This is a genomic window from Roseivirga sp. BDSF3-8 (assembly GCF_041449215.1).
Classification (GTDB): domain Bacteria; phylum Bacteroidota; class Bacteroidia; order Cytophagales; family Cyclobacteriaceae; genus JBGNFV01.
This window is the reverse complement of record NZ_JBGNFV010000001.1, coordinates 3,554,814-3,579,038: the sequence shown is the minus strand read 5'-3', so window position 1 is coordinate 3,579,038 and position 24,225 is coordinate 3,554,814. Positions and strand designations below refer to the sequence as shown.

Here is a 24,225-nt window from a genome sequence, read left to right as displayed (position 1 = left end):
TATTACGCGATATATTTAACACGAAGTTAAGGCTAAAGGGATGTTCAGCAATTTTTCAGGATGGTGGGAAACGCTCGAGACTTTCGAGCGAATATATTGGATACTGGCAGTGCCGTTTACGGTACTGTTCCTGTTCCAACTGATCATAATATTTGTCGGTGGCGATGTGGACATCGATGATGGTACAGACGGCATTGATGGTGATCACGATTTCGGTGAAGGAGGGTTTCATCTACTTACCATTAAAAACCTCATCGGCTTCTTCACCATCTTCAGCTGGACCGGACTGGCCTGTATTGATGCCGGCCTGGCCAACGTTCTCACAGTAGTTATATCCGTTATATGCGGTCTGCTTATGATGGTCATTATGGCCAGTATCTTCTACTTCATGTCCAAGCTGACTGCCGATAAAACCATGAACCTGGAAACCTCACTGTACCAAACCGGTGAAGTATACCTGCGCGTACCCGCCCTCAGAGGCGGAGTAGGAAAAGTGCATATTACCGTGCAAGGCACCCTTCGTGAGTTAGATGCTGTCACTGACGACGAAGACGACCTTAGTACCGGGACAGTCATTACCGTAACCGACGTGATCAATGGCAACCTCCTCATAGTCACCAAAAGCTCCGCTTACTCTCAACTCATATAGTCTTTTCAAAAACCTAAATAAACAGTAATAATTATGGAGAATATCTTAATAGTCATTACAGGATCAGTCGTCTTCCTGTTCATTCTGCTGATGGCCTTGGCAAGAAGGTATAAACGGTGTCCTTCCGACAGGATACTCGTCGTCTATGGTAAGGTAGGTGGAAGCACTTCTGCCAAGTGTATTCATGGTGGCGCTGCGTTTATCATGCCAATCATCCAAGACTATGAATTTCTTGACCTGACCCCCCAGTCTATAGAAGTTAACCTTACCAATGCGCTCAGTAAGCAGAATATCCGCGTAGACGTACCCTCGCGTTTTACAGTCGGTATCTCTACCGAGCCCGGTATCATGAACAATGCTGCCGAGCGCCTCCTTGGCCTTAGCCAAACCGATGTTCACGATCTTGCCAAAGATATAATATTCGGTCAGTTACGCCTGGTCGTGGCTACCATGGACATCGAGGAAATTAATAATAACCGCGATAAGTTCCTCGACAATGTGGCGAAAAACGTAGAGGCAGAACTCAAAAAAATCGGTCTGAAGCTCATAAACGTTAACGTGACAGACATCAAAGATGAGTCCGGTTACATTGAAGCCCTGGGTAAAGAAGCTGCCGCCAAAGCCGTAAACGACGCTCGTAAAAGCGTGGCAGAGAAGGAAAGAGACGGTAGCATTGGCGAGGCACAGGCGAAGAAAGACGAACGTATACAAGTGGCCGATGCCAACTCCATAGCCGTAATCGGTGAGGCAGAAGCAGACCGGAATCAGCGCATCCAACTAGCCGATGCTGATGCTAAATCACGCATAGGTGAAGCCGAAGCCAAACAACGTGAACGCGTCGCTACTTCCGACGCAAATGCCCTGGCTGTAAAAGGTGAAAACCTGGCCAAGATCGACATCGCAAACTCGGACTCTGAAAGAAGGGAAAGAGAAGCAGAAGCCCTCAGAAAAGCCGTAACTGCAGAAAAGGTAGCTACCGCTAAAGCAAAAGAAGACTCTTACGAAGCCGAAAGACTGGCTGAGGATGCTCGTGCAGCACGGGAGAAAGCCAGCCGCCATGCAGACATCATTATACCTGCTGAAATAGATAAGAGCAAAAAGGAAATCGACGCAGAGGCGGAAGCCGAAAGGATCAGACGCCATGCCCGTGGTGAGGCAGATGCTATTTACTATAAAATGGAAGCCGAAGCCCGTGGTCTCCTTGAGATCATGAGTAAGCAGGCAGAAGGTTTCGAAAGAATAGTGAAAGCAGCCGGTGACAACAGCCGTGATGCCGTACTCCTCATGATTGCAGACAAGCTGCCTGAGCTGGTTAAGACACAAGTTGAAGCCATCAAGAACATCAAGATCGACAAGGTTACTGTTTGGGACAGTGGCAATGGAGGACAGAATGGTGCCTCAAATACCGCCAACTTTATGTCCGGCATGTTAAAAACCCTTCCCCCCATGGAAGAAATGTTTAAAATGGCCGGTCTGGGACTTCCTGACATGTTGCAGGGACAAAAACCCGAAAAAGAAGAGCATACAGTAACCCCTCCCCTAAAAGGTGAAACTGTAAATGGCAAAAAAGAGGATGCTGGCGGACAGCACCCCGAACCTGCTAACTAACGAACCATATTTGAACTGAATGAAAGGCTTGCCAATCGGCAGGCCTTTTTTATTTTCCTATGTGCCTAATAGGCAAAATTCATACTTTCATTCGTTATCTCATTAGCATAAATTTGCCTGACATACAACACCTTCCGTGCTTAAGAACCGTAAAAAAACCTTTCTGATCATCTTTACCCTGCTGACACTATTAGCAGTATGGTGGTTCAGCCTGCCAGGAAGGCTTTTCGGCGTGTCATATAGTACCCTGATCGAAGCACATGACGGCACCCTATTAGGCGCTACAATTGCAGATGATGGCCAATGGCGCTTTCCTCCCGGTGACTCTCTTCCCACCAAATTTCGCGAAGCCATCGTCTGTTTCGAAGACCGGCGCTTTTATCGACACCCTGGCGTTGACGTACTGGCTATCGCACGTGCCATGCAGCAGAATATCAGTGAAAGGCGAATTATAAGCGGAGGCTCCACTATAACCATGCAGGTAGTACGGCTAAGCCAGCGGGAGAATCGTACCCTATGGCAGAAACTGAAGGAAACCTGGATCGCTACCCGCCTTGAGGTCCGCTATAATAAAGAAGAGATACTGAAATTGTACGCCGCCCATGCCCCATTCGGGGGTAATGTAGTGGGGCTGGAAGCTGCTGCATGGCGCTACTTCGGGCGCAGTCCCCACCACCTCAGCTGGGCTGAGGCAGCTTCCCTTGCCGTACTCCCTAATAGTCCCTCCCTCGTCTTTCCAGGAAAGAACGAATCTATCTTTAAACATAAACGGGACAGGCTGCTTCATGACCTTTATCAGCAAGGCACATTCGATTCGCTAACCTACTCCTTAGCCATAAAAGAGCCCCTCCCAGGCACCCCCAGGCCACTCCCCTCTCTGGCCCCCCACCTACTCACAAGAGCTTTACAGGAAGGCCGGAAAGGCACGCGCGTCACTACCTCCCTCGATCCTGCCCTCCAATACCACGCCTCCTCCATACTAAACAGGTACCATCAGCAATACAAGCGGGCCAATATCTACAATGGTGCGGTAGTAGTACTCGATGTAAATTCCGGCAAAACCCTGGCATATGTGGGTAATACGCCTGTAAAAGGGAACGAATACGGCGGCCATGTAGACATTATTACCTCCCCGCGAAGTACAGGCAGCCTGCTCAAACCCATACTTTTCGGGGCTATGCTCGATGAAGGCCTCCTGCTCCCGGGAACCCTCGTTGCTGATATCCCCACCGTTATCAGAGGATTTACCCCACAAAATTTTAACAAAGAATACAGCGGAGCCGTACCCGCCGATGAGGCTATCGCCAGGTCACTAAACATACCCGCCGTACGTATGCTACGCGAATATGGAGTGGAAAAGCTGCATAGCCGCCTCCAGGAGGCAGGCCTCAGTACCCTCCGGCATGGGCCAGATCATTACGGGCTTGCCCTTATCCTCGGAGGAGCCGAAGGAACACTCTGGGATATGAGTGGCATGTATGCCAGCATGGCCCGCAGTCTAAATAGCTACTTTACCCTTCCCGAACCTAACCGTTACCGTCCTGCAGACTTTCGCCCTCCCACCTACCTGCTTCAGGAAGGCCGGGAGCAAAACAAGGTAGCTCAAAACGGGCTTTTTTCTGCCGGCTCCATCTGGCTTACCTTTCAGGCAATGAAAGAAGTGGAAAGACCAGAGTCAGAAGCAGGCTGGGAGTATTACAGTGGTTCCCGACCCCTGGCCTGGAAAACGGGCACCAGCTACGGTCACCGTGATGCATGGGCTATTGGCGTCAATAGCCGGTACGTAGTGGGTGTATGGATAGGAAATGCCGATGGCGAAGGCAGGCCAGGGCTCACCGGTGGCACCATGGCAGCTCCTGTCATGTTCGATGTGGCAGACCTGCTCCCTGCTTCTAATGACTTCACCCAGCCACAGAGCGACCTCTTTGAGGCTTCAGTCTGTCGGAATAGTGGCCACCGAAGTAGCCGTTACTGCGAAACCACAGACACCATACTGATTACCCGCAGGGGACTGAACACCCTCCCCTGCCCATACCACAAGCAGATATTTACTACAGAAAATGACCGTTATCAGGCCTTCGCCGATTGCTATACCGCAGGTAATGTAGTGCCAAAGAACTGGTTTGTTCTACCCGCCGCCCAGGAGTGGTATTACAAACGCCGCCATACCGAGTATCGCTCCCTCCCCCCTATGGCACCCGGCTGCATATCATTGGTAGAAAACAGTAACATGGAGCTCATCTACCCTAAAATGGATGCCAGCCTTATTATCCCCGTAGAATTGGATGGCAGTAAAGGCGCTACCGTATTTGAAGTGGCCCACCGCATGAACCAGAGCACCGTGTATTGGCATTTGGATGGAGAATATGCCGGCAAAACCGAAGAAATACACCAGATGAGCCTGTCACCCGGTTTAGGAAAGCATCAACTGCTACTTACAGACGAAAAAGGCGACCGGTTAGAGGTCGCCTTTGAGGTACAGTAAGGGTTACCAACAGGGCTCAGTATAAGCTCCATTGTCCGATACATTCACCAAGCAATAATCAGAGCAGTTACAAAACGTACCATTGGCCGTACAAGGATCATCCGCACCGGAGCACATATGTGAATCCCTCCTTTTAATTTAAAGGCATTTAGATCTTCGCCAGTTATGAAACTCTGCACGCTGAGATCTTGTAGGCTTAACTTTTTCATAATAAATTACCCCCACCAAAGGAGGGGGTTTTCAATGGTTATTACCCCCAAAGGGGGATAGTCAGTTATCGAATAGCGGGATATCTATATCCCCATCCTCTTTCTTATCTTCCTTCTCCTGATACTTAACATACCGCTTTATCTTTTCTTCATCTATGCCTACCGTACTTACAAAATAGCCTCGTGACCAAAAATGATTGCCCCAATAGGGTTTTCTGCGAAGACTCTTGAAGTTCTTAAACATCATGATCGCTGTCTTACCCTTGAGAATACCCATGAAGTCTGATACACTAAGTTTCGGAGGTATACTACATACCAAATGAACGTGATCTGGCTGAATGTTCAACTCTTCTACCTTGACCTCCTTCCATTCACATATCGTCTTTATCTTATTCTCCAACGTATCTGCAACAATATCACGAAGTATACGGTGGCGGTACTTCGGGGTCCATACTACATGATAGACACAATAGTAAAAGCTATGCGATAGCTTACGATACTTGCTCATTCCACAATATACCCCTACTGGCATAGCCCTCAAACATGACCACCGTCTAAGACGGTGGTTTTAATTCGATTAATAAATAATTTGATTGAGAAAATTTAAAGGGTTTGTTATAAGATAGCTATCTGATTAAAACACGAAGACCATTTTAATCGATTAAAACCCCTGATAAAGCCACACACCCCGGTCAGTTCCAAAGAAAATACCATCTCTTAAGAAGTTAGTTCGAACCTCAAGGTCCAGCGTAGCAAGCGGTGCATATTCGTCTTCATTATTAACTACCTTGGTCCATGTCTGACCAAAATCTTCACTGCGGTAAAAGAAAAGACTACCTGCCTTTGTGCCAAACTCACTGCCCGAAGCATATACCAGACTCTCTGACACACCGGGAGCACGGTCAAGTGCGAGAAAATAAGTTCCTTCTGCCGGCTCCGCCGTAATGGTAAAGCTATCCGCTCCGTCCGTTGAGCGTACCAGCAGGCCTTCTAATCCAACCACTACCGTCTCCGAATCACCCGGTTTGATCTCTATATCATAAACTGCATTGTCGCCGTCGTTAGGCACCGATTTAAAATCCCACGTTTCGCCGTAGTCGGTAGATTTGTATAGATAGGGATTAAATATACCACCTTCTCCACCAGCCCATACAATATTCGGGTTTTGCTCATCTATTCGGATCAGATCACTCTGATAGCCGAAAGAGCCCCACTCTCCAAGGACAGGCCTCCATGATTCTCCTCCGTTTTCGCTTTTAGCCACCACAAAATCTCCACGGCCAAACAGTGTATCAGGTGCAGTGATCAGGGCATCCAGCGCCGTGCATACATTTTGGCCGCTTCTCCCCCCAAAGTTATTTTGGTAAGGTTCCCAGGTCTCACCTCCATCCAGCGTTCGGTAAATAGACACAGGATCTTTAGGTATAGGAGGCCTCACAGAAGCAATTAGATATTCCGGGCTGAATACAATAAAATCCAATACCTCAAAACGTTGTAAACCTATTGGAGTCCACACCGTATCCTTGCTCACTACATTTTTACGGTACATTCCTTCGTCCGTACCCGCAAAAATCAGGTTCTTAAAAATATCAAGCTGCTCCACACTTTTATCTGTTAAGCCCAGCCTGTCCCATTGCCCCTCCGGGCTCGGTAAATCTGGGTCAGGACCAGGGGGCTCAAGGTCTGTAGGAGAACATAACCGAAAAGTAAACAATGAAACAATTAGAAGGGTAAATGAAAAAATCTTCATAGGACAATAGAATTAATAAAAGTTATTTTATTGAATTTCAATTGGTTATATACATTACAGCGATAAATAATTATTGTTCCATCATAGATGCCCTTTTTAGGATTTGAAGGAGTATCAGATGAATTCAATAGTAAGGATCAAGAAAAAAATTTATCTGGAGAGAGATTCTGTTGATGAGTCAGGTAACTATGGCAATGAACCTTTCTTGGACTCAGGAAAGGCTTGAATAATTTAGTAGAGCCTGTCAGGTATGCATCTGCTATTTCGGGGCTTCTTGCCACAAGTGAGAAAGTTGTATGAAACACCTGCCTGAAAAATCCTGGAATCCGCTCTGCGGCAAATGCCTGTACAAAAACAACCTGTGAACCTCTCCTGATATTAGTAAATTCAACCTAAAACAGATTTAAACTGATATGTTAAAGCACTCTTTTCTTGTTTTGCTTTTTATTCTTACCTCTAAGGCCGCTTTCTCACAGAAAAAAGTAGCTATCACACTCGATGACCTTCCCGTGGCAGGGGGAAACTATTCATTGGAAGAAACAAAAGAAATTAACCGGAAAATTGTATCTCACCTGGAAGAGTTGAACGCCCCAACTACCGGATTTGTTAATGAAAAAGGCCTCAACAGGAAAGGTGAACTGGATGAACGTATAGACATACTGCGTATGTGGGCTGAAAGCGACATCCTTGAGTTGGGAAATCATACCTTCAGCCACCCGTTCTTTCACAGCACTGGCTTGGAAGACTACAAGGCAGAAGTCATGAAAGGAGAAGTACTCACCCGCCCCCTCCTGGAGGAATATGGCAAAGAAATGAGCTACTTCCGCTTTCCTTTTAATGATACAGGAGCTGACACCGTAAAAAAGGAAGCCTTTGAAAAGTACCTTACCCAAATGGGCTACACCATCGCTCCTGTAACCGTGCAGAGCTCAGACTACATCTACAATGCCCTGTACGTGAAAGCCAAAGAAGCCGGTGATAAGGGAAAAATGAAGAAGATAGCTGATGGATACCTAGCCCTGACCGATACACTTTTCGCATTTTTTGAAAAGGTCTCCGAAGAAACAGTAGGCAGGCCGATTGCCCACGTGTTCCTCGCCCATGTGAACCAATTGCATGCTGACATACTACCTCAACTCATCACCCTCATTCGAGATAGGGGCTACGAAATTGTCCCATTGCAAGAAGCCATGCAGGATCCTGTCTATCAGAAAAAAGACCCCTATGTGAAGCACTGGGGTATCTCCTGGCTTCATCGCTGGAACACAGAAGATCGCATGAAATACCTGGGAACAGAGCCTGAGGTACAATCCGAGTTTTATACCGAATATGAGACACTGACCAAGTAATTGTTTTTGACCGACAAAGCCATTGTCTATCGTAAACATTCAGGTCGGAATACTTCTAATCCATGCATTAATCACCGGTTAGGCATAGTATTAGCTCTTTTGAAGAACATAGCGAAACCACCCGCTGGGGGGTAGCTAAAGTCATGTCTTATCACCTTACATATAAACTATTATCGCTATTGAGCTAATATAAACACAGTGTAAAAATCACAAACGCTCATTGCTTTTAGGCTTCAAAGTAAAAAGGAAATTCAGATAGCTTATACCATGATCATGTCTCATTTCATAATAGCCTGTCCTTTTCACAAAAATTTAAGGCAGAATGGCTACTTTTGCACATAAGACAGTGCGGGCTGTCCCATCGCTTCCGCCATACAGGCGGATGAGGAAAGTCCGGGCAACACAGGACACCGTGCTTCCTAACGGGAAGGCATTTGCCCTCCGGCGGATGACGGAAAGTGCAACAGAAAAGATACCGCCCGCCTGCTGGCGGGTAAGGGTGAAATGGAGAGGTAAGAGCTCCCCGCCCCGGTGGTGACATCGGGGGCATGGTAAACCCCACGGGTTGCAAGGCCAAATAAGCTATTGTGCCACCATTCGGCTTCGGCCGGTGGCAGAGGGCGGTCCGTCCGAGATAGCGGGTAGGCTGCTAGAGCCATGTGGTGACGCATGGCCCAGATAAATGATGGGAGTCCGCTCCAAGGAGCGGAAACAGAACCCGGCTTACAGGTCCGCACCGTCTTATTTTCCTTTCAATTTTCTATATTGCCACCATGGCAGAAATCCTCATTATAGATGATGAGAAAAGTATCCGCTCTACACTGCGGGAAATTCTCGAATACGAAAAATTTAAGGTGGATGAGGCGGCCGATGGCGAAGAAGGTCTGGCCAAACTGAAAAAGAAGGACTACGACGTAGCTCTGTGCGACATACGTATGCCTAAAATGGACGGTCTGGAAGTTCTTGACCATGCCCTGAAGTTGGGTAAAGAGACGCAGTTCATCATGATATCCGCCCATGGTACCATCGAGACAGCCGTAGAGGCTACCAAAAAAGGAGCCTATGACTTCCTGGAGAAACCACCGGATCTGAACCGCTTGCTGGTAACCGTGCGAAATGCCATGGATAAATCGGAATTAGTTACAGAAACCAAGCGCCTGAAACGCCGGATCAACCGCGCCTATGACATCGTAGGCGAGTCAGAATCCATAGCTGACGTTAAAGAAACCATAGAAAAGGTAGCTCCCACCGAGGCCCGCGTCCTCATAACCGGCCCTAACGGAACCGGTAAAGAACTAGTAGCCAGGTGGCTTCATGAAAAAAGCCAGCGTGCAGGTGCTCCAATGGTAGAGGTGAACTGCGCTGCCATACCTTCAGAACTGATAGAAAGCGAGCTTTTTGGTCATGAAAAAGGTGCTTTTACCTCAGCAGTAAAGCAGCGTATTGGTAAGTTCGAGCAGGCTAATGGTGGTACGCTTTTCCTGGACGAAATCGGCGACATGAGCCTTTCTGCTCAGGCGAAGGTTCTTCGCGCCCTGCAGGAAAACAAGATAACCCGCGTGGGTGGAGATAAGGAAATAAAGGTAGATGTGCGGGTAGTTGCTGCTACCAACAAAGACCTGAGGGCCGCTATTTCGGACAATGAATTCCGTGAAGACCTCTATCACCGCCTTAGCGTGATTCTCATACAGGTTCCTCCCCTGCGTGATCGTAAGGACGACATACCCTTACTCGTAGAAAGGTTCCTTGATGACCTTGCCAACGAGTACGGCACCAAAAAGAAGGAAATTTCTGACGATGCAATTAAACAACTTCAGGAATATGACTGGACGGGGAATATTCGGGAACTGCGGAATGTCATTGAGCGCCTCATGATCATGTGCGGCGATGAGATACAGGCTGATGATGTAAAGCGGTATACTGATTTTGCCTGAAGCATCAGCTACGAGTATTTGAAAGCCCCTCACGGGGCTTTTTTAATGCAGTTCCGGAGCTGGACCCCATAAGCCACTTGGTTCACCTCCCACTGCCCGGGTCGGGTATATTACCGGCACCTTACCAAGTATTTATAATAAAAAAGAGGCTGTCTGCATAAAGCAAACAACCTCTTTAATATTTTTCGCCCGTGCAATTCTGAATAGAGAAGCCGGGAAATTTTTAGCAAAAGCACATATTTATCGATAAAAATGCGCTTTTATCCTTCAATCTCACACAGCCTCACACTTTCTCAGTCTCGATAATTTCTTTTTTCTGTACATCATCTTTGGTATAGGTAGGACAAGTGCGCTGTGAACATGCACTTAAACCAAAGATGAACAGACCTACAAGTAAGATACTAGCTTTCATAATAGTATAATTTTAACCAATAGCACGAACGTTGATGTTTCTATTAAACTAATATCTGGCTTTTAGTACAAAAAACCAAATTTATCAAAAAATATTACATCAATATAACTTACCGGATAAGCAATAAATTACAACCTCTTACGTCCGTGTTATCCATTCTCCCTAAAATTTCGACCCCTCCCTGCGGATGATATCGGCCTACATCCTGCGTCTCTATGAATGCACAGGAATCAATATTCGCCAGGTCAACAATATTAACCCCCCCGCTTCGCAGACGATTGTCAATATGAAAGGGATCATTAATGTCCCTGATTAACAGTTTCATCCACGGAGGCGTTCCGAACCGGCCCTGTTCTTTGGCATATGCCTGAGAAAGCAATTCGGTCATACCATACTCGGAATGAATATGCGGTTGATCAAAAGCATCTGCCAACTGGGTATGCACTTCATGCCTGACCATTTCCTTACGTCTGCCCTTCATCCCCCCGGTTTCCATAATGATAACGTCCGTAAGGGGCTTTTTGTATGTTTCTGCCAGATCCAGCAAGGCAAAAGTAACCCCAATGAGCAGTACCCTGCGGCCACCGCGCTTCTCAGGATCGGTCTCAAAACTATCCAGGGTGTGCCTGAGCCTGTCCAGATCGTCCAGGTAAAAACCTGAGTAAGGGGAGTTGCTGCAATTCATGAAATGCCGCACCATGTAGACCAGTGAACTGCTGTCACGCTCAAGGTAGCCGGGAAGCAGAGCAAGAATATGAAAGTCCTGGAGAGAACCGTACGTACGCTCAAAAATGGCCTCAGCCACCATATGATAAAACTCCAGGTCCCTGATCAGGTGGCGGCTCGGCACAGCCCCAGTGGTCCTGCTGCTCTCAAAAACCTTCTCAGCCTCCCATTGGCCGCTTTTAATAGTGTGTTCCTTAAAGAAGGAAATAGGCATAAATGGAATTTGTTCCACCTTTTCTATCCCATTAAGTGGCCTGCCTAGTGCCTTCAGATAGGCTTTATATACCGGATTATGCTCAGACTGGTACCGGAATACCTCCATAGCAACTGACTCAAAGTTGCGTTCCTGCATTCGGAGCAGGTTATTGCGAATATTATCTATTCCCATCGTGGGAGTTTTTTACTTTTCAGTTGTCAAACATACAGGTTAGACGGATTATTTCGTTAAATTTCTGGTTGTTATTGGGAATAAGGCATTCTATGAAAAATAGTTATTTAGTACTTGTCATCCTCTTTTCCTTAGCTGTCGGCTGCTACCCTCCTCCGGAGTATCCCGACGCACCCGATATATCATTTAATGATATCACTTTTTACGATAATGCAAGCGGTACGGACAGTCTGGTACTTTCCATCAATTTTCGGGATGGTGACGGAGACCTGGGGCTGAGGCCCACTGAAACTGATGCCCCTTATAATCCTTACGAGTTTGTCTACGACCAAGACGGAGACTTTATCGATAAGGGAAGCAGCCCGGACTTGCCTGAGGATAACTGTTCCAATTATGCTACCATAGAGGTAGACTCAACCATACGAACTGTCCTTGTAGACCCTAACCCGGATTTTTATAATATTGAAGTTGACTTTTTCGTACTGCAAGACGGGGAGTATGAGTTCTTCGATCTTGTCCGTTTTCGCCCTGGCGAGTGTGGCCTTTCATTCTATGGCCGCTTCCCTTTGTTGCAGGACGATGAAGACCTCGGTTCCGGTCCTATAGAAGGAGTATTGAATTACCGCATGAAATCCAGTGGATTTATTGGCTACTTCTCTCCTTCCGATACACTCCGCCTACAGGTAAGAATACGTGATCGGGCCCTGAACGAGAGTAATCAGATCATGACACCTCCCTTTACACTCAACAGTATTCGGAATTAATCCTGCTCTGCCAGTTCGGTTAAAAACTGCCGGAATTCGTCTGTATCGAAATCGGCCATACCCTCCTGCCTCAGTCTGATATACCCATCTTTATCTATAACGATGGTAGTAGGAATGGCCCCGGTCCGGTAACTGGCAGGTATTTGATTCACAGAAGGAAAGGGCCTATACACTGGTAAATCTTCATAATCCTTACGCTTAAGAAAGGCTTTCATCTTTTGTTCATCGTTATCCGTATTCACCAGCATAAAGGCGATTTTATCGGAAGCCATGTCTTGCTGTAGCTTATCTATACCGGGTATTTCAGCCACACATGGCGGACACCAGGTAGCCCAGAAATTCAGGAATACCACCTTACCCTCAAATTCAGTCAGGGTAATCTGCTGCCCCTCTGTGTTGGTCAGTGTTAGACTTTGATCAGCCCGGTGCTTTGGCTCGGCTGCCTCTTCTCCATACATATCCGGACTTACCAGTCCTGTCATAAGCAAAAGTCTCTGAGCCCCTCCTATCACCTCTACATGATAGCCTGTAAGATAAAGTGTACCCGGTATTAGTACCCACAATGCAATTTCTATCCAGCGCTTATTTTTCTGCCAAAAACTCATGGTACAAAGGTAAGAAGATTATCTGGCTGATGATGTAACCCTGGTGACACTAGCGTAAAGGATCTATCCCTATCACACGCCAATAAAAAAGGCCACCCCGGTGAACGGAACAGCCTTTTACTATTCTTTATATTAAATCAGACCTGTTGCAGTTTGGCCTCCAACTCTTTTTGCTTCTCAATGCTGCTAATGATTCCTCCCCAGCGAATGACTCCATCGCCCTGGCTTTCCGGACTACTGGAAGCATTGACCCAAATATATTCACCATTCCCCTTCCTGATACGGCCATCCCAGGAGAAAAAGCCCATCTTGCCGGCTGATTCCTGTAACTTTTCCTGGAAGGAAACGACATCTTCAGGGTGTACGGCCAGCACGGAACGAAAGTCAGGGGCATTGATCAATTGGTCAGGGTCAATACCCAATAGCTGCGTGCTTGCCTTGCTTGCGTAGGTAAAACTTCCTTTACCAGTGGCTGTATCCAGAGCAAACTGGTAGATGACTCCTGGAACATTATCCGTAAGCTGCTTGAAGAGCTCTTCATTTTTGGCCAAATCACGCTGTTTTCTAGCCATCTCTTCCTGCGTAGCCTGCAACTCCTCCATATTCTGCCTCATTTCTTCTTCCTGAGCCTGCATTTGCTCGGTCAGCTCCTGACTTTCGTCCAGCAATTGCTTCGTCTGCTCATTCACCTTTGAAGATGAAAGCGAAGAGGCGATATTTTCACTGATCTTTTCCACAAATTCGACTTTATATGAGTCGATATGGGTCAAAGAAGCAATCTCCACCACTCCATAAATCTCATCATTGACCTTCAGAGGGACAATGAGAATACTTCTGGGACGACTACCTCCCAGCCCACTCGTGATATTTGCGTATGAATCAGGAACCTCGGTTATGTAAATAGTATCCTGCTCCAGAGCTGCCTGCCCCGCAAGGCCCTCTCCCATTGCAATCTGTTTCTTCAGAAACTTCTTACGATCGTAGGCATAACAGGCCTGCATCTCCAGGGACTTGTCTCCGTCGGTGTCCTCTAAGGTAAATAAAGCTCCCTGGTTTGCATCGATATATTTAACTAGCTGACTAATTATCTCATAGCTCAGATCCTTAAGGTTTCCATGATCATTACGCAATATCTCTCCAAACCGGGCCATACCTTCATTGGACCAGTATCTGATCTTATCCTGCTCAGCCACACGCTTCAGGTTTTCGCGCATGTCCAGAAGGGCATAGCCAAGCTTATCTTTTTCACCAGCCACTTTAAATTCACTACTGAAGTCTCCTTCCCCTATCTCGCGGGCAAATGCTGCCGAACTGTTAAGGCTGCTGACCAGTTTATTGATGGCAATTCCCAGTTTACCTACCTCATCGTGCCGCTTGATGGCTACCTGCAGATTGAGGTCACCATCTGCTAGATGTTCCGTGGTGGAGCGGATCGCTGACAATGGTCTGATGAGGAGGTTTCGAACAAGAAAAAATCCGGCGCCTAATCCTGCAATATTAAGTAAGGTGAGAACGAAGATGATAGTATGGATACGTGTTTGCGTATTGATATAAGCATCTATGTTTTGCGAACAGAGCTCCTGCACTTCCTTGAAAACCACTTCATTTTGTGCATATATCTTATCCAGCACTTCCTCAGCTTTGGCAGAAGAGGCACCTCCTGCATTTGCTTCGGCAAGTATAGATTTCAGGTTTTCTTTGTAGGGGGCCCAGCGGCTTGTAAATACTTCCAACTGAGCGTACACGCTTTCATCAACAGGCTCCAGTTCTACCTCAGCCGACCTGATCTCAACGGTACCTCCGAATTTTAACAGATCAATATATTGATCTACCTCTGTAATATGATTTCTGAGAGGAGTAGTATAAGCCTCATGGCCTTCTACGATCGCCGCCGCACGAAATGCAGCTTCATTTACGAGGTTAAGGTTTCTTCTTGAAATCTCAAGCTTGGCCCCTTCACTTCTTAGTTTAGTATTCGCCAGAGTGATCAGGCAAAAATTAACCACCACTAAGGCTGCAAGGCCTCCAAATACCAAGGCTACTTTGGCCCTTAGGGATATGCCTCTCTTTTTATTGCTCTGCTCCATATCTCATCATCTGCTTTTTTTAAACAACGCTTACCACACATAGTCGGAAGAAATGGAACAACAAAACTACTAAGTGCCAGATTATCAGAAGATGCAAAAAAACAGGAAACCCTACGGAAAAATGGCAGATGAGAAAAAAGTAACCCTTAGACATGCTAATCCGGCCAACAGAACTATTCAGGCTATGAATATTGAATCATTAGGGACGACCAGGATTATGCACAAAAAAAAGGGAGCCTGGTTTAAGCTCCCTTTTAAATAAATTATCCTAATATAAATACAATTCTTACAACCCTTCTACTTCCTTCAGGCTTTCATAGTTAGCCCGTACGATCTTCTCTATTTCAATGTCATCCAGCGCGTCTGACACAAAGAGAGCTTCAAACTGGCTGGGGGCAAGGTAGATGCCTCTATTGAGCATTGCTCTAAAGTATTTGCCAAATTTAGCTGTATCGCAGGTTTTAGCTGTCTCAAAATTGTGAACCTCCTGGTCCGTAAAGAATAAACAGAACATTGACCCAATATGGGTAGTGGTATAATTTAGTCCCAGCTTTTGCAGGTTCTCACGAATACCTTTAACTATCCGGCCGGTCTTTCGCTCCAGCCTTTCATACAGGTCGGAATCTCCGTTGAGTTGATTAAGCATGGCCAAACCTGCAGACATAGCTATAGGGTTACCTGACAGGGTACCTGCCTGGTAGACAGGGCCCATCGGAGAAACAAACTCCATGATCTCTTTCCGGCCACCATAAGCACCTACGGGCATTCCACCACCTATGATCTTACCCAGGGTAGTCATGTCTGGCTCAACACCAAGCAGTTCTTGTGCTCCACCGGGGGCAAGACGGAAGCCAGTCATCACCTCATCAAAAATGAGAACGATGCCTTCATCTGTACAGAGCTGGCGGAGGCCTTCAAGAAAGCCTTCTTTTGGAAGTACGCACCCCATATTGCCAGCTACTGGCTCCAGTATTATGGCTGCGACATTGTCTTTATTGGCCTTAACCAGCTCTTTTACCGCCTCCAAGTCATTAAATGGTGCGGTGAGCGTATCCAAGGCGGTACCTTTAGTGACGCCGGGGCTATCTGGTACTCCCATTGTAGCTGCACCGCTTCCGGCAGCAATCAGGAAGCTATCGCCATGCCCATGATAACACCCGCTAAACTTAAGGATTTTTTCACGGCCGGTATAACCCCTGGCAAGTCTGGCGGCAGACATTGTTGCCTCTGTGCCACTATTAACCATTCGCACCTTATCTATTGAAGGCACCATACTGGTTATTAGCCGGGCAATATCCACCTCACGTTCCGTGGGTGCACCAAAGGAAAGAGAGTTTCCTATTGCTTCCTGTACAGCACTTTGAATATGAGGGTTTGCGTGCCCGAGGATCATAGGTCCCCAGCTATTTATTAATTCAACATACCGGTTACCATCAGCATCCTCCACGTATGCCCCTTTGGCAGACTTTATAAAGAGGGGGTTACCGCCCACTGCTTTAAAGGCCCTGACCGGAGAGTTTACCCCACCGGGAATGTACTCCTGAGCATCCTGGAAAAGTTGTTGGCTTTGGTCTGTTTTGAGCATAAATCAGTTATTTACAATTTTCAGTTCTGCCTCCTCGAACCTGATTATAGGTACGATCTGGTTATCATTAAATTCTTTGTAGCTTACTCCTGACATGAGGCGTCCTTCCTGCCGGTCAGTTTCTTCAAAACCGGTCTGGAAATAAACACCATACTTATTAAGCATCTGACCTGTGGTCATCATGGACTCGTATCCCAGATAGGCAAAGCGATTTGGCAATGAGCTTGTTTTATCGATATACTTTTGCTTAAAGGTTTCAGTTACTCCGGCAGAGTATAATGTGTAATCAGGGTCGACAAAGTAAAGTCCAAGGCTTTCCGCCTGTTCGAAGTTAATAAAAGACAAATCCAGCCACTCACCGGGCACTACTGCCGGAATGCCTTGACTGAGCCTTTCCAATGCGGATATGGCGCTGGCGGCAGTAAGAGTAGATGACCCTGATATGAATACATGGCCTATTGCTTCGGTATTACGGTCCTTGCCTGCGTAGTCCTTTAAAATACCGAAGGTACCTCTTTCATCGCCTTCGGATATCTTAATGAATCTGAGTACTGTAAAGCCATTATCAGTGATTTCTTTTGCGTACGTAGCCGCCCTGACGGAGTCACGTTCGTTATCTTCATAGAAAACGAGAGCGCGTTTATTTTCAAATTGTGCTCCTGCAAACTCTGCTGCCTTCCTGCCCTGCGTTTCCTGGCTTGGCAGAAAAAGGAAGCTGTAGGGGTTATCGCTGACTATATCACTATTTGTACTGAGTGGGTTCAGCATATTAATGCGATTCCGGTAGCTGAAGTCAGATACTACTTTGAAGGGATCTGGAAATAAGGGGCCAACGATGAGATCCATAGTCGCCATTTCAGGCATTGCCATTAATTTTGCTGTAGCGAGGCTGTCGCGCCGTGTATCATAAGCAAACAGGCGGATGTCAATACCTTCTTCCTTCAGTTCCTCCACAGCTACTTCCATGCCCGTATACAGGTCAAGTACAAACTGGTTACGGACGCGGCTGCTGTTTTCTTCGAGCTGATCCATGAAAAAGGGTAATACCGCCGCTACGCGATAGTAGGGCTTTTTTACCCTGCGTATTTCCCTCGTCACTGAAAATTCTTCCTCATTCAGGTCGAACTCATTCACCAGAAAATCCAGCAGGGCTTTATCCTGATTCATTACGGATTTAGCTGATATCTTTTCGGCCAGTACGACAGCAACTTCCCGGTCATAGGTATATTCACTCAGCAATGCCTTGAGCTCATCAGTATCATTTAACTGACGTAGAAAGTGAAGCTTCATGTTTACCGTTTCCTTCTGCAGGTCACGGGACTTTATGTCTTTGGTTATGCCTACTGCCTTCCGGTAGTCATTCTGCTCAAAGTTTACCAGTGATAGCCAGTACCTAACCTCATCAGTCTTACTCCAGCGAGGACTTCTCTGGCGAATTTGCATAAGCATATTCTCAGCCAGATCCAGTTGTCCGTCATTGTAAGCAGACAGGGCATAGTAGAATGAGGCATACTCGTGGTAAATATTATCCGGTTCGTTGGTTGTTACAGGCCGCAGGGCTTCCATAGCCAAACCGTATCGCCCTTCCTTATACAGTGCTTTGCCGTTTAGAAATTTATTGCGGTAGTCCTGTGCATTTACAGGGCTTAGCACTGTACCGGCGGTAAGGGTTATAACTAGTATTAGTATTGAAAAGGCTTTATTCATATTATTCCCATTCTATCGTAGCTGGTGGTTTGGAGCTGATGTCATATACAACTCTGTTAACGCCCTTAACCCGGTTTATGATATCACTTGAGATATCAGCGAGAAATTCATAGGGCAGGTGACAGAAGTCAGCAGTCATGCCATCTACGCTGGTAACTGCCCGGAGACTCACTACATTTTCGTACGTGCGTTCATCCCCCATAACTCCTACAGACTGTACAGGTAAGAGTATAGCCCCTGCCTGCCAAACGTCATCATACAAGTCGTTATTTTTCAGGCCACTGATAAATATGTGATCTACTTCCTGCAGGATTCGTACTTTTTGTGGTGTGATGTCACCTAATATCCGTATTGCTAGCCCCGGACCAGGGAAGGGGTGCCTTCCGAGTATGGTCTGTTCCAGCCCCATGGTTTTACCCACTCTTCTAACCTCATCTTTGAAAAGGCTGTTCAACGGTTCCACGACTTTCAGATTCATCCGCTCAGGCAGGCCACCTACATTATGATGGCTTTTGATGGTGGCGGAAGGGCCTTTAACAGATACAGACTCAATTACATCAGGGTAGATGGTCCCCTGTGCAAGCCACTTTACATTTTGGATAGCGTGAGCTTCCTGGTCAAACACATCGATGAAGACTTTACCAATAGCCTTACGTTTTTCCTCAGGGTCAGTAATACCTTCCAGTGCATCGTAAAACTGCTGGCTGGCATCTACCCCTTTTACATTAAGGCCCATGTGCTTGTAGCTTTCCAGCACATCTTCAAATTCATTTTTACGCAGCAGGCCGTTGTCTACGAAGATACAATGCAGGTTTTTACCTATGGCCTTATGTATAAGCATGGCAGCTACAGAACTGTCCACCCCACCGGATAGGCCAAGTACTACCTTATCATCGCCCAGCTTATCCTGAAGCATCGATACGGTATCTTCAACAAAGGTATCAGGCGTCCAGTCCTGGTGACATCCGCATATGTGAACTACGAAGTTTCTCAGTACAGTTTTGCCCTCAAGTGAGTGAGTCACTTCAGGGTGGAACTGAATTCCGTAGGTTTCCTCATCCTCTATCTTATAGGCAGCTACCTCCACACTGGGGGTACTGGCTATTACCTTAAATTTTTCAGGAAGTGTCTTGATAGTGTCTCCGTGGCTCATCCAGACCTGACTATTCAGGTTTATCTCTTTGAGCAACTGGTAGTGGGTATCTACTTTTTCCAGCTTGGCCCGGCCATACTCACGTATTTCTGATGGCAATACATGGCCTCCATTACGATGAGCCATTAGCTGGGCCCCGTAGCAGATACCAAGCAATGGCAATTTCCCCCGGATTCCTGACAGGTTTAGTTCGGGCGACCCTTCGTCGCGCACAGAACAAGGGCTACCGGAAAGGATGACCCCCTTTACGGACTCATCTATCTCCGGAATGTTATTATATGGGTGGATTTCGCAGTAAACGTTCAGCTCCCTAACCCGCCTTGCGATAAGCTGGGTATATTGAGAACCAAAATCAAGGATGAGGATCTGTTCGTTCATGGCGCAAAAATAACACCTTGACTAAAGTTTCCCCCATCCTTGAGGTAAAATGTTGCCTGCTTAAGGTAGTATTCTGGTAATTAAAGGGTGCCTTTGGTACTAGGCAGGTTATCTATCTCCCGGAGATTACGGCTCACAGCCATTTTTATAGCCCTTGCAAGGCCTTTAAAGATCGCTTCTATCTTGTGGTGTTCATTTTCCCCTTCCACTTTGATATTAAGATTGCAGCGTGCCGCATCGGAAAAGCTTTTGAAGAAATGGTGAAACATTTCAGTAGGCATATCCCCGATCTTCTCTCTTTTAAAGCCTGCATCCCACACAAGCCATGGTCTCCCTCCAAAGTCAATGGCTACGCGGGCAAGGGCTTCATCCATAGGCAATACGAAACCGTAACGGGCCATTCCTCTTTTGTCAGAAAGGGAATCTGCAAAAGCCTGCCCAAGGGCCAGGGCAGTGTCTTCTATCGTATGGTGCTCATCAATATGCAGATCACCTTTAACCTCTACCTCCAGGTCTATCATGCCGTGCTTGCCTATCTGCTCCAGCATATGATCAAAAAAGCCTAACCCTGTATGGATACGGGTCTTCCCGGTACCATCCAGATTGAGTTCTACCTTAATATCGGTTTCACTGGTCGTGCGACGAACGGAAGCTTTTCTTTCAGGCAACCTGAGAAATTCAAAAATACGGTCCCAGTCTTCGGTAACCAAACTGGCATGGCTCTCCGTTTCTTCCGAAGCAATCAGAATGCCCTTACACCCAAGATTATCAGCTAGCTGAATATCTGTGTGCCGATCTCCGATTACATAGCTACGGGCCATATCATACTTATCGCTATCGATGTACTCTGTAAGCAAGGCAGTGCCTGGCTTGCGCGTTGGAGCATTTTCATGCTCAAATGTCCGGTCTATGTGAATAGCAGAAAAATGTACGCCTTCACCCTCGAGGGTCTTTAGCATTTTATATTGAGCCGGCCAGAAGGTATCTTCGGGAAAGCTATCTGTTCCCAGGCCATCCTGGTTTGTCACCATCACAAGTTCAAAGTCAGTCTGCTCGGCCAGTTTTCTGAGATTAGAAATGGCTTTAGGCAAAAATTCCAGCTTTTCCAGTGAGTCTACCTGGTAGTCAGTGGGCGGTTCTTTAATAATGGTCCCGTCCCTGTCTATAAATAACACCCTTTTCGGGCGGGTTTGTTTTTCATTGCTCATAGCTTAGCAGTTCGCTTAGAAGTTTTTGATTTTCTTCTGCCGTACCGACAGTAATGCGAAGACAGTTTTCACAGAGTTGAACTTTACTACGGTCCCGGACAATAACGCCTTTGGTTACAAGGTTATCGTAGATTTCTTTGGCACTTCCCTTCATTTCAGCCAGTATGAAATTGGCATTAGATGGATAGGTCCGTTTGACCAGGGTACTTTTCTTCAAAGCTCTGTCCAGTTGGTCACGTTCCATTCTGAGGGTCTCTACCAAGGAGTCTTTCTGGTCTGCTTTTTCCATCGCCTCCAGCGCCACCTTTTGAGTAAGGGCATTTACATTATAGGGGGGCTTTATATGATCAAGCACCCTAATAATTTCCTCCGAAGCATATGCTACTCCTAACCTCAGCCCAGCCAAGGCCCAAGCCTTGCTGAAAGTTTGTAACACGACAAGATTAGGGTATGCCTTCAGGTCATTAATAAAGCTTTCACTAAGACTGAAATCAATGTAGGCCTCATCCACTATTACAAGACCGGGAAAGCTTTGCAACAGAGAATATACGCGTTCCTTGTCCTGGTCATTTCCGGTAGGGTTATTCGGTGAGCAGATAAAAAGCAGCTTACTATTCTCATCGACTGATGCCATTATCTTATCTACATCAGGCTGAAAGTCTGGCGTAAGCAGTGCCTCCCTTATCTCCACATCATTAATGGCAGCGGATACAGCATACATGCCATATGTGGGTGGCTGAATGATTACATTATCAACTCCCGGCCGGCAAAAAGCCCTGAAAAGCAAGTCGATCGCTTCATCACTGCCATTACCCAGAAAAATATGCTGTGGCTCAATGCCTTTTAACCTGGCCAACCGATCTTTAAGCTGCTTCTGATGAGGATCAGGGTAGCGGTTTACCCCATCTCCACCCAGCACATCATAGGGGTTTTCATTCGCATCAAGAAATACAGAAGCATTTCCACTAAACTCATCGCGAGCGCTTGAATAGGGCTTCAGGCTTGCGAGATGGGGGCGTAATAACTTATTGATTTCCATTATTAGCCAAATAGTTAAGTCTGATGGAAACCGCCTGCTTGTGTGCATGAAGCTCTTCTGCATGGGCCATGGTTTCTATGGCCGGCCCTATGTTCTTTAATCCGGCAGGGCTGATTTCCTGAAAGGTAATTTTCCTTACAAAGCTATCTACACTTACGCCACTATACGCTTTGGCATAGCCGTTAGTGGGCAGGGTGTGGTTAGTACCGGAAGCGTAGTCTCCTGCGGACTCGGGAGTATAATTACCAAGAAAAACAGACCCGGCATTAATGATCTTCTCACCGGCTTCTACTGCATTCTCCATCGCCAGAATAAGGTGCTCAGGACCATAATCATTGATAAGATCAATAGCTTGCTGATCATCTTCCACTAATATCGCCAGGCTATTCTCCAGGGCCTTAGAGGCTATTTCTTTACGCGGCAATTCTTGTAGCTGTCTGTCTACTTCTTTACTAACTCCCTCCAGTACCGCCTTATCTGTACTTACTAATATCACCTGGCTATCCACACCATGCTCTGCCTGCGACAATAGGTCTGCCGCTACAAAGGCAGGGGGGCACTGGGCATCCGCTATTACGGCTACTTCGCTAGGGCCTGCGGGCATGTCTATAGCTATGCCATAGCGTGTAACGAATTGCTTGGCCGCGGTTACATATTGATTTCCCGGCCCGAATATCTTATGCACCCTGGGAACACTCTCTGTGCCGAAGGTCATGGCTGCCACGGCCTGGGCCCCGCCGGCTTTTACTATCCGTGTTACTCCCACCTGGTTTGCTGCATAAAGTATGGCAGGGTGTACATTGCCACTGCGATCAGGCGGGGTGGCCAGTACAATCTCGCGACAGCCTGCTATGCGTGCAGGAATACCGAGCATGAGTACGGTACTAAACAATGGGGCTGTACCGCCTGGCACATACAAGCCTACCTTTTCAATAGGCACAGATTTTCTGCGACATATCACACCAGGCATCGTTTCCACCACAAGCTCATCATCCGCCTGCTTCTGGTGAAAAGCAGTGATATTTTTCACTGCCAGATCAATGGCCTTCCGTAAGTTATCATCTATACGCTCTGCAGCCGCGTTTAATTCTTCTTCTGTTACCAGAAGGCTGCTGAGTTTTACATGGTCATATTCTTCTGCAAGCTTGTACAGGGCCTTATCACCTTTTCGCTCTACTTTGCGGATGATAGGCTTTACAATCTTTTTGATGGTCTTATGGTCCTGTACGGGTCTGGCCAGCAGACTTTCCCATGTGTCACGGGGTGGATTTTCTACGATCTTCATATGATCATATTTTCAATGGGTACTACCAGTATACCCTGTGCTCCATTATTTTTCAACTCTTCTACGACTTCCCAATAATCATCCTCTGCCATAACTGAGTGCACACTACTCCACCCTTCCATATGCAATGGCAGAACGGTGGGACTCTTCATACCGGGCAGCAGGCTTATGATCTTGTCGAGCTGTTCGTTAGGCGCGTTCAGCAGAATATACTTATTACTGCCGCCTGTTTGTACGGCATTCATCCTGAATAACAGCTTTTCAAGTAAGGCTGTCTGCTTAGCATCAAGGTTTTTATTACTGATGAGTACGGCTTCGGACCGCATGACGGTTTCTACCTCTTTGAGACCGTTAGACAGCAGGGTACTACCAGTACTAACAATATCACACACAGCTTCCGCCAGCCCTATACTTGGAGCTATTTCTACAGAACCGCTAATCTCGTGAAGTTCAGCCGTAAGCCCTTTTTCATCCAGCCACTTTTGCAGCACTACAGGGTAAGATGTGGCAATACTTTTATTTCTCAGGTCCTCAGGACCGTTGTACTCATTTCCTTTTGGTATAGCTACTGAAAGCCGACACTTGCTAAAACCAAGCTTTTTGCGAAGGATTACATCCTTCTTTTTTTCGATCATTACATTTTCACCAACTACACCAAGGTGGGCCACACCATCAGCTACATAGCCGGGAATATCGTCGTCGCGAAGGAACAGAAACTCGAGAGGAAAATTAGTGGCAGTTGATTTGAGCCGGCCAGTGCCACGGCTGAAGCGTATACCACATTCACGGAAAAGACTAATGGTATCGTCACTCAGCCTGCCGGATTTTTGAATAGCAACTTTGATCATGCTAATAATAAGTAATATAGAAGGTTTTCTAATGAAAATCAGGGAATAAAGATGGC

General features: G+C 46.7%; 20 protein-coding genes and 1 other RNA gene. 7 read left to right on the top strand and 14 right to left on the bottom strand.

Annotated elements, in window-relative coordinates:
* The first annotated feature begins 40 nt into the window (after window positions 1–40).
* The 3 genes from AB9P05_RS15185 to pbpC all read left to right on the top strand — a co-directional run bounded on the left by AB9P05_RS15185 (window position 41) and on the right by pbpC (window position 4,742).
* Window positions 41–649 (top strand): hypothetical protein, encoded by a 609-nt coding sequence (locus AB9P05_RS15185; protein ID WP_371909680.1) that lies wholly within the window; start codon window positions 41–43, stop codon window positions 647–649.
* A gap of 33 nt (window positions 650–682) precedes the next feature.
* On the top strand, window positions 683–2,257 hold the full coding sequence (locus AB9P05_RS15180) for a flotillin family protein (RefSeq protein WP_371909679.1): 1,575 nt from the start codon (window positions 683–685) through the stop codon (window positions 2,255–2,257).
* Between the two features lie 136 nt (window positions 2,258–2,393).
* Window positions 2,394–4,742, top strand: a complete 2,349-nt coding sequence (pbpC, locus tag AB9P05_RS15175; RefSeq protein ID WP_371909678.1) for a penicillin-binding protein 1C — start codon at window positions 2,394–2,396, stop codon at window positions 4,740–4,742.
* Between the two features lie 44 nt (window positions 4,743–4,786).
* On the opposite strand, the gene AB9P05_RS15170 is transcribed toward pbpC, so the two are convergent.
* The 3 genes from AB9P05_RS15170 to AB9P05_RS15160 all read right to left on the bottom strand — a co-directional run bounded on the left by AB9P05_RS15170 (window position 4,787) and on the right by AB9P05_RS15160 (window position 6,701).
* Window positions 4,787–4,951 carry a pinensin family lanthipeptide gene (locus AB9P05_RS15170; RefSeq protein ID WP_371909677.1) on the bottom strand — a complete coding sequence of 55 codons (165 nt, stop codon included), beginning with the start codon at window positions 4,949–4,951 and terminating at the stop codon, window positions 4,787–4,789.
* A 61-nt stretch (window positions 4,952–5,012) separates the two neighbouring features.
* Complete coding sequence (tnpA, locus tag AB9P05_RS15165) at window positions 5,013–5,459, bottom strand: IS200/IS605 family transposase (RefSeq protein ID WP_371906921.1); 447 nt, start codon at window positions 5,457–5,459, stop codon at window positions 5,013–5,015.
* Window positions 5,460–5,612: 153 nt separating this feature from the next.
* Window positions 5,613–6,701, bottom strand: coding sequence for a hypothetical protein (locus tag AB9P05_RS15160; protein ID WP_371909676.1), 1,089 nt, complete (start codon window positions 6,699–6,701; stop codon window positions 5,613–5,615).
* A gap of 413 nt (window positions 6,702–7,114) precedes the next feature.
* Between AB9P05_RS15160 and AB9P05_RS15155 the strand changes: the two genes are divergently transcribed.
* The 3 genes from AB9P05_RS15155 to AB9P05_RS15145 all read left to right on the top strand — a co-directional run bounded on the left by AB9P05_RS15155 (window position 7,115) and on the right by AB9P05_RS15145 (window position 9,984).
* Complete coding sequence (locus AB9P05_RS15155) at window positions 7,115–8,050, top strand: polysaccharide deacetylase family protein (RefSeq protein ID WP_371909675.1); 936 nt, start codon at window positions 7,115–7,117, stop codon at window positions 8,048–8,050.
* A 345-nt stretch (window positions 8,051–8,395) separates the two neighbouring features.
* Window positions 8,396–8,792: RNase P RNA component class A (gene rnpB, locus AB9P05_RS15150), an RNA gene on the top strand.
* Between the two features lie 31 nt (window positions 8,793–8,823).
* Window positions 8,824–9,984, top strand: a complete 1,161-nt coding sequence (locus AB9P05_RS15145) for a sigma-54-dependent transcriptional regulator (protein WP_371909674.1) — start codon at window positions 8,824–8,826, stop codon at window positions 9,982–9,984.
* A 283-nt stretch (window positions 9,985–10,267) separates the two neighbouring features.
* Here the strand turns inward: AB9P05_RS15145 and AB9P05_RS15140 are convergent, their stop codons facing one another.
* Both AB9P05_RS15140 and AB9P05_RS15135 read right to left on the bottom strand, forming a co-directional pair.
* Window positions 10,268–10,396 (bottom strand): hypothetical protein, encoded by a 129-nt coding sequence (locus AB9P05_RS15140; protein WP_371909673.1) that lies wholly within the window; start codon window positions 10,394–10,396, stop codon window positions 10,268–10,270.
* Window positions 10,397–10,505: 109 nt separating this feature from the next.
* A complete protein-coding gene (locus tag AB9P05_RS15135) occupies window positions 10,506–11,510 on the bottom strand; it encodes an acyl transferase (RefSeq protein WP_371909672.1) in 1,005 nt (334 codons plus the stop codon).
* A gap of 92 nt (window positions 11,511–11,602) precedes the next feature.
* On the opposite strand from AB9P05_RS15135, the gene AB9P05_RS15130 reads away from it, so the two are divergent.
* A complete protein-coding gene (locus AB9P05_RS15130) occupies window positions 11,603–12,274 on the top strand; it encodes a hypothetical protein (protein ID WP_371909671.1) in 672 nt (223 codons plus the stop codon).
* Here the strand turns inward: AB9P05_RS15130 and AB9P05_RS15125 are convergent.
* The 9 genes from AB9P05_RS15125 to hisG all read right to left on the bottom strand — a co-directional run bounded on the left by AB9P05_RS15125 (window position 12,271) and on the right by hisG (window position 24,169).
* Window positions 12,271–12,879 (bottom strand): TlpA family protein disulfide reductase, encoded by a 609-nt coding sequence (locus AB9P05_RS15125; protein WP_371909670.1) that lies wholly within the window; start codon window positions 12,877–12,879, stop codon window positions 12,271–12,273. The two genes, AB9P05_RS15130 and AB9P05_RS15125, sit on opposite strands and share 4 nt — an antisense overlap.
* A 137-nt stretch (window positions 12,880–13,016) precedes the next feature.
* On the bottom strand, window positions 13,017–14,966 hold the full coding sequence (locus AB9P05_RS15120; RefSeq protein ID WP_371909669.1) for a GAF domain-containing protein: 1,950 nt from the start codon (window positions 14,964–14,966) through the stop codon (window positions 13,017–13,019).
* A gap of 286 nt (window positions 14,967–15,252) precedes the next feature.
* Window positions 15,253–16,551 (bottom strand): glutamate-1-semialdehyde 2,1-aminomutase, encoded by a 1,299-nt coding sequence (gene hemL / locus AB9P05_RS15115; RefSeq protein ID WP_371909668.1) that lies wholly within the window; start codon window positions 16,549–16,551, stop codon window positions 15,253–15,255.
* Between the two features lie 3 nt (window positions 16,552–16,554).
* The gene (locus AB9P05_RS15110; protein WP_371909667.1) at window positions 16,555–18,258 is read right to left on the bottom strand and encodes an ABC transporter substrate-binding protein; all 1,704 of its coding nucleotides are present in this window, start codon (window positions 18,256–18,258) and stop codon (window positions 16,555–16,557) included.
* 1 nt (window position 18,259) lies between these two features.
* Window positions 18,260–19,789, bottom strand: a complete 1,530-nt coding sequence (guaA, locus tag AB9P05_RS15105) for a glutamine-hydrolyzing GMP synthase (protein WP_371909666.1) — start codon at window positions 19,787–19,789, stop codon at window positions 18,260–18,262.
* An 80-nt stretch (window positions 19,790–19,869) separates the two neighbouring features.
* Complete coding sequence (gene hisB, locus AB9P05_RS15100) at window positions 19,870–20,997, bottom strand: bifunctional histidinol-phosphatase/imidazoleglycerol-phosphate dehydratase HisB (protein ID WP_371909665.1); 1,128 nt, start codon at window positions 20,995–20,997, stop codon at window positions 19,870–19,872.
* On the bottom strand, window positions 20,987–22,036 hold the full coding sequence (gene hisC, locus AB9P05_RS15095) for a histidinol-phosphate transaminase (protein ID WP_371909664.1): 1,050 nt from the start codon (window positions 22,034–22,036) through the stop codon (window positions 20,987–20,989). The genes hisB and hisC overlap by 11 nt, the downstream gene beginning before the upstream one ends.
* Window positions 22,023–23,321, bottom strand: coding sequence for a histidinol dehydrogenase (hisD, locus tag AB9P05_RS15090; protein ID WP_371909663.1), 1,299 nt, complete (start codon window positions 23,319–23,321; stop codon window positions 22,023–22,025). Before hisD ends, hisC begins: the two co-directional genes overlap by 14 nt.
* A complete protein-coding gene (hisG, locus tag AB9P05_RS15085) occupies window positions 23,318–24,169 on the bottom strand; it encodes an ATP phosphoribosyltransferase (RefSeq protein WP_371909662.1) in 852 nt (283 codons plus the stop codon). Before hisG ends, hisD begins: the two co-directional genes overlap by 4 nt.
* Window positions 24,170–24,225: the final 56 nt, after the last annotated feature.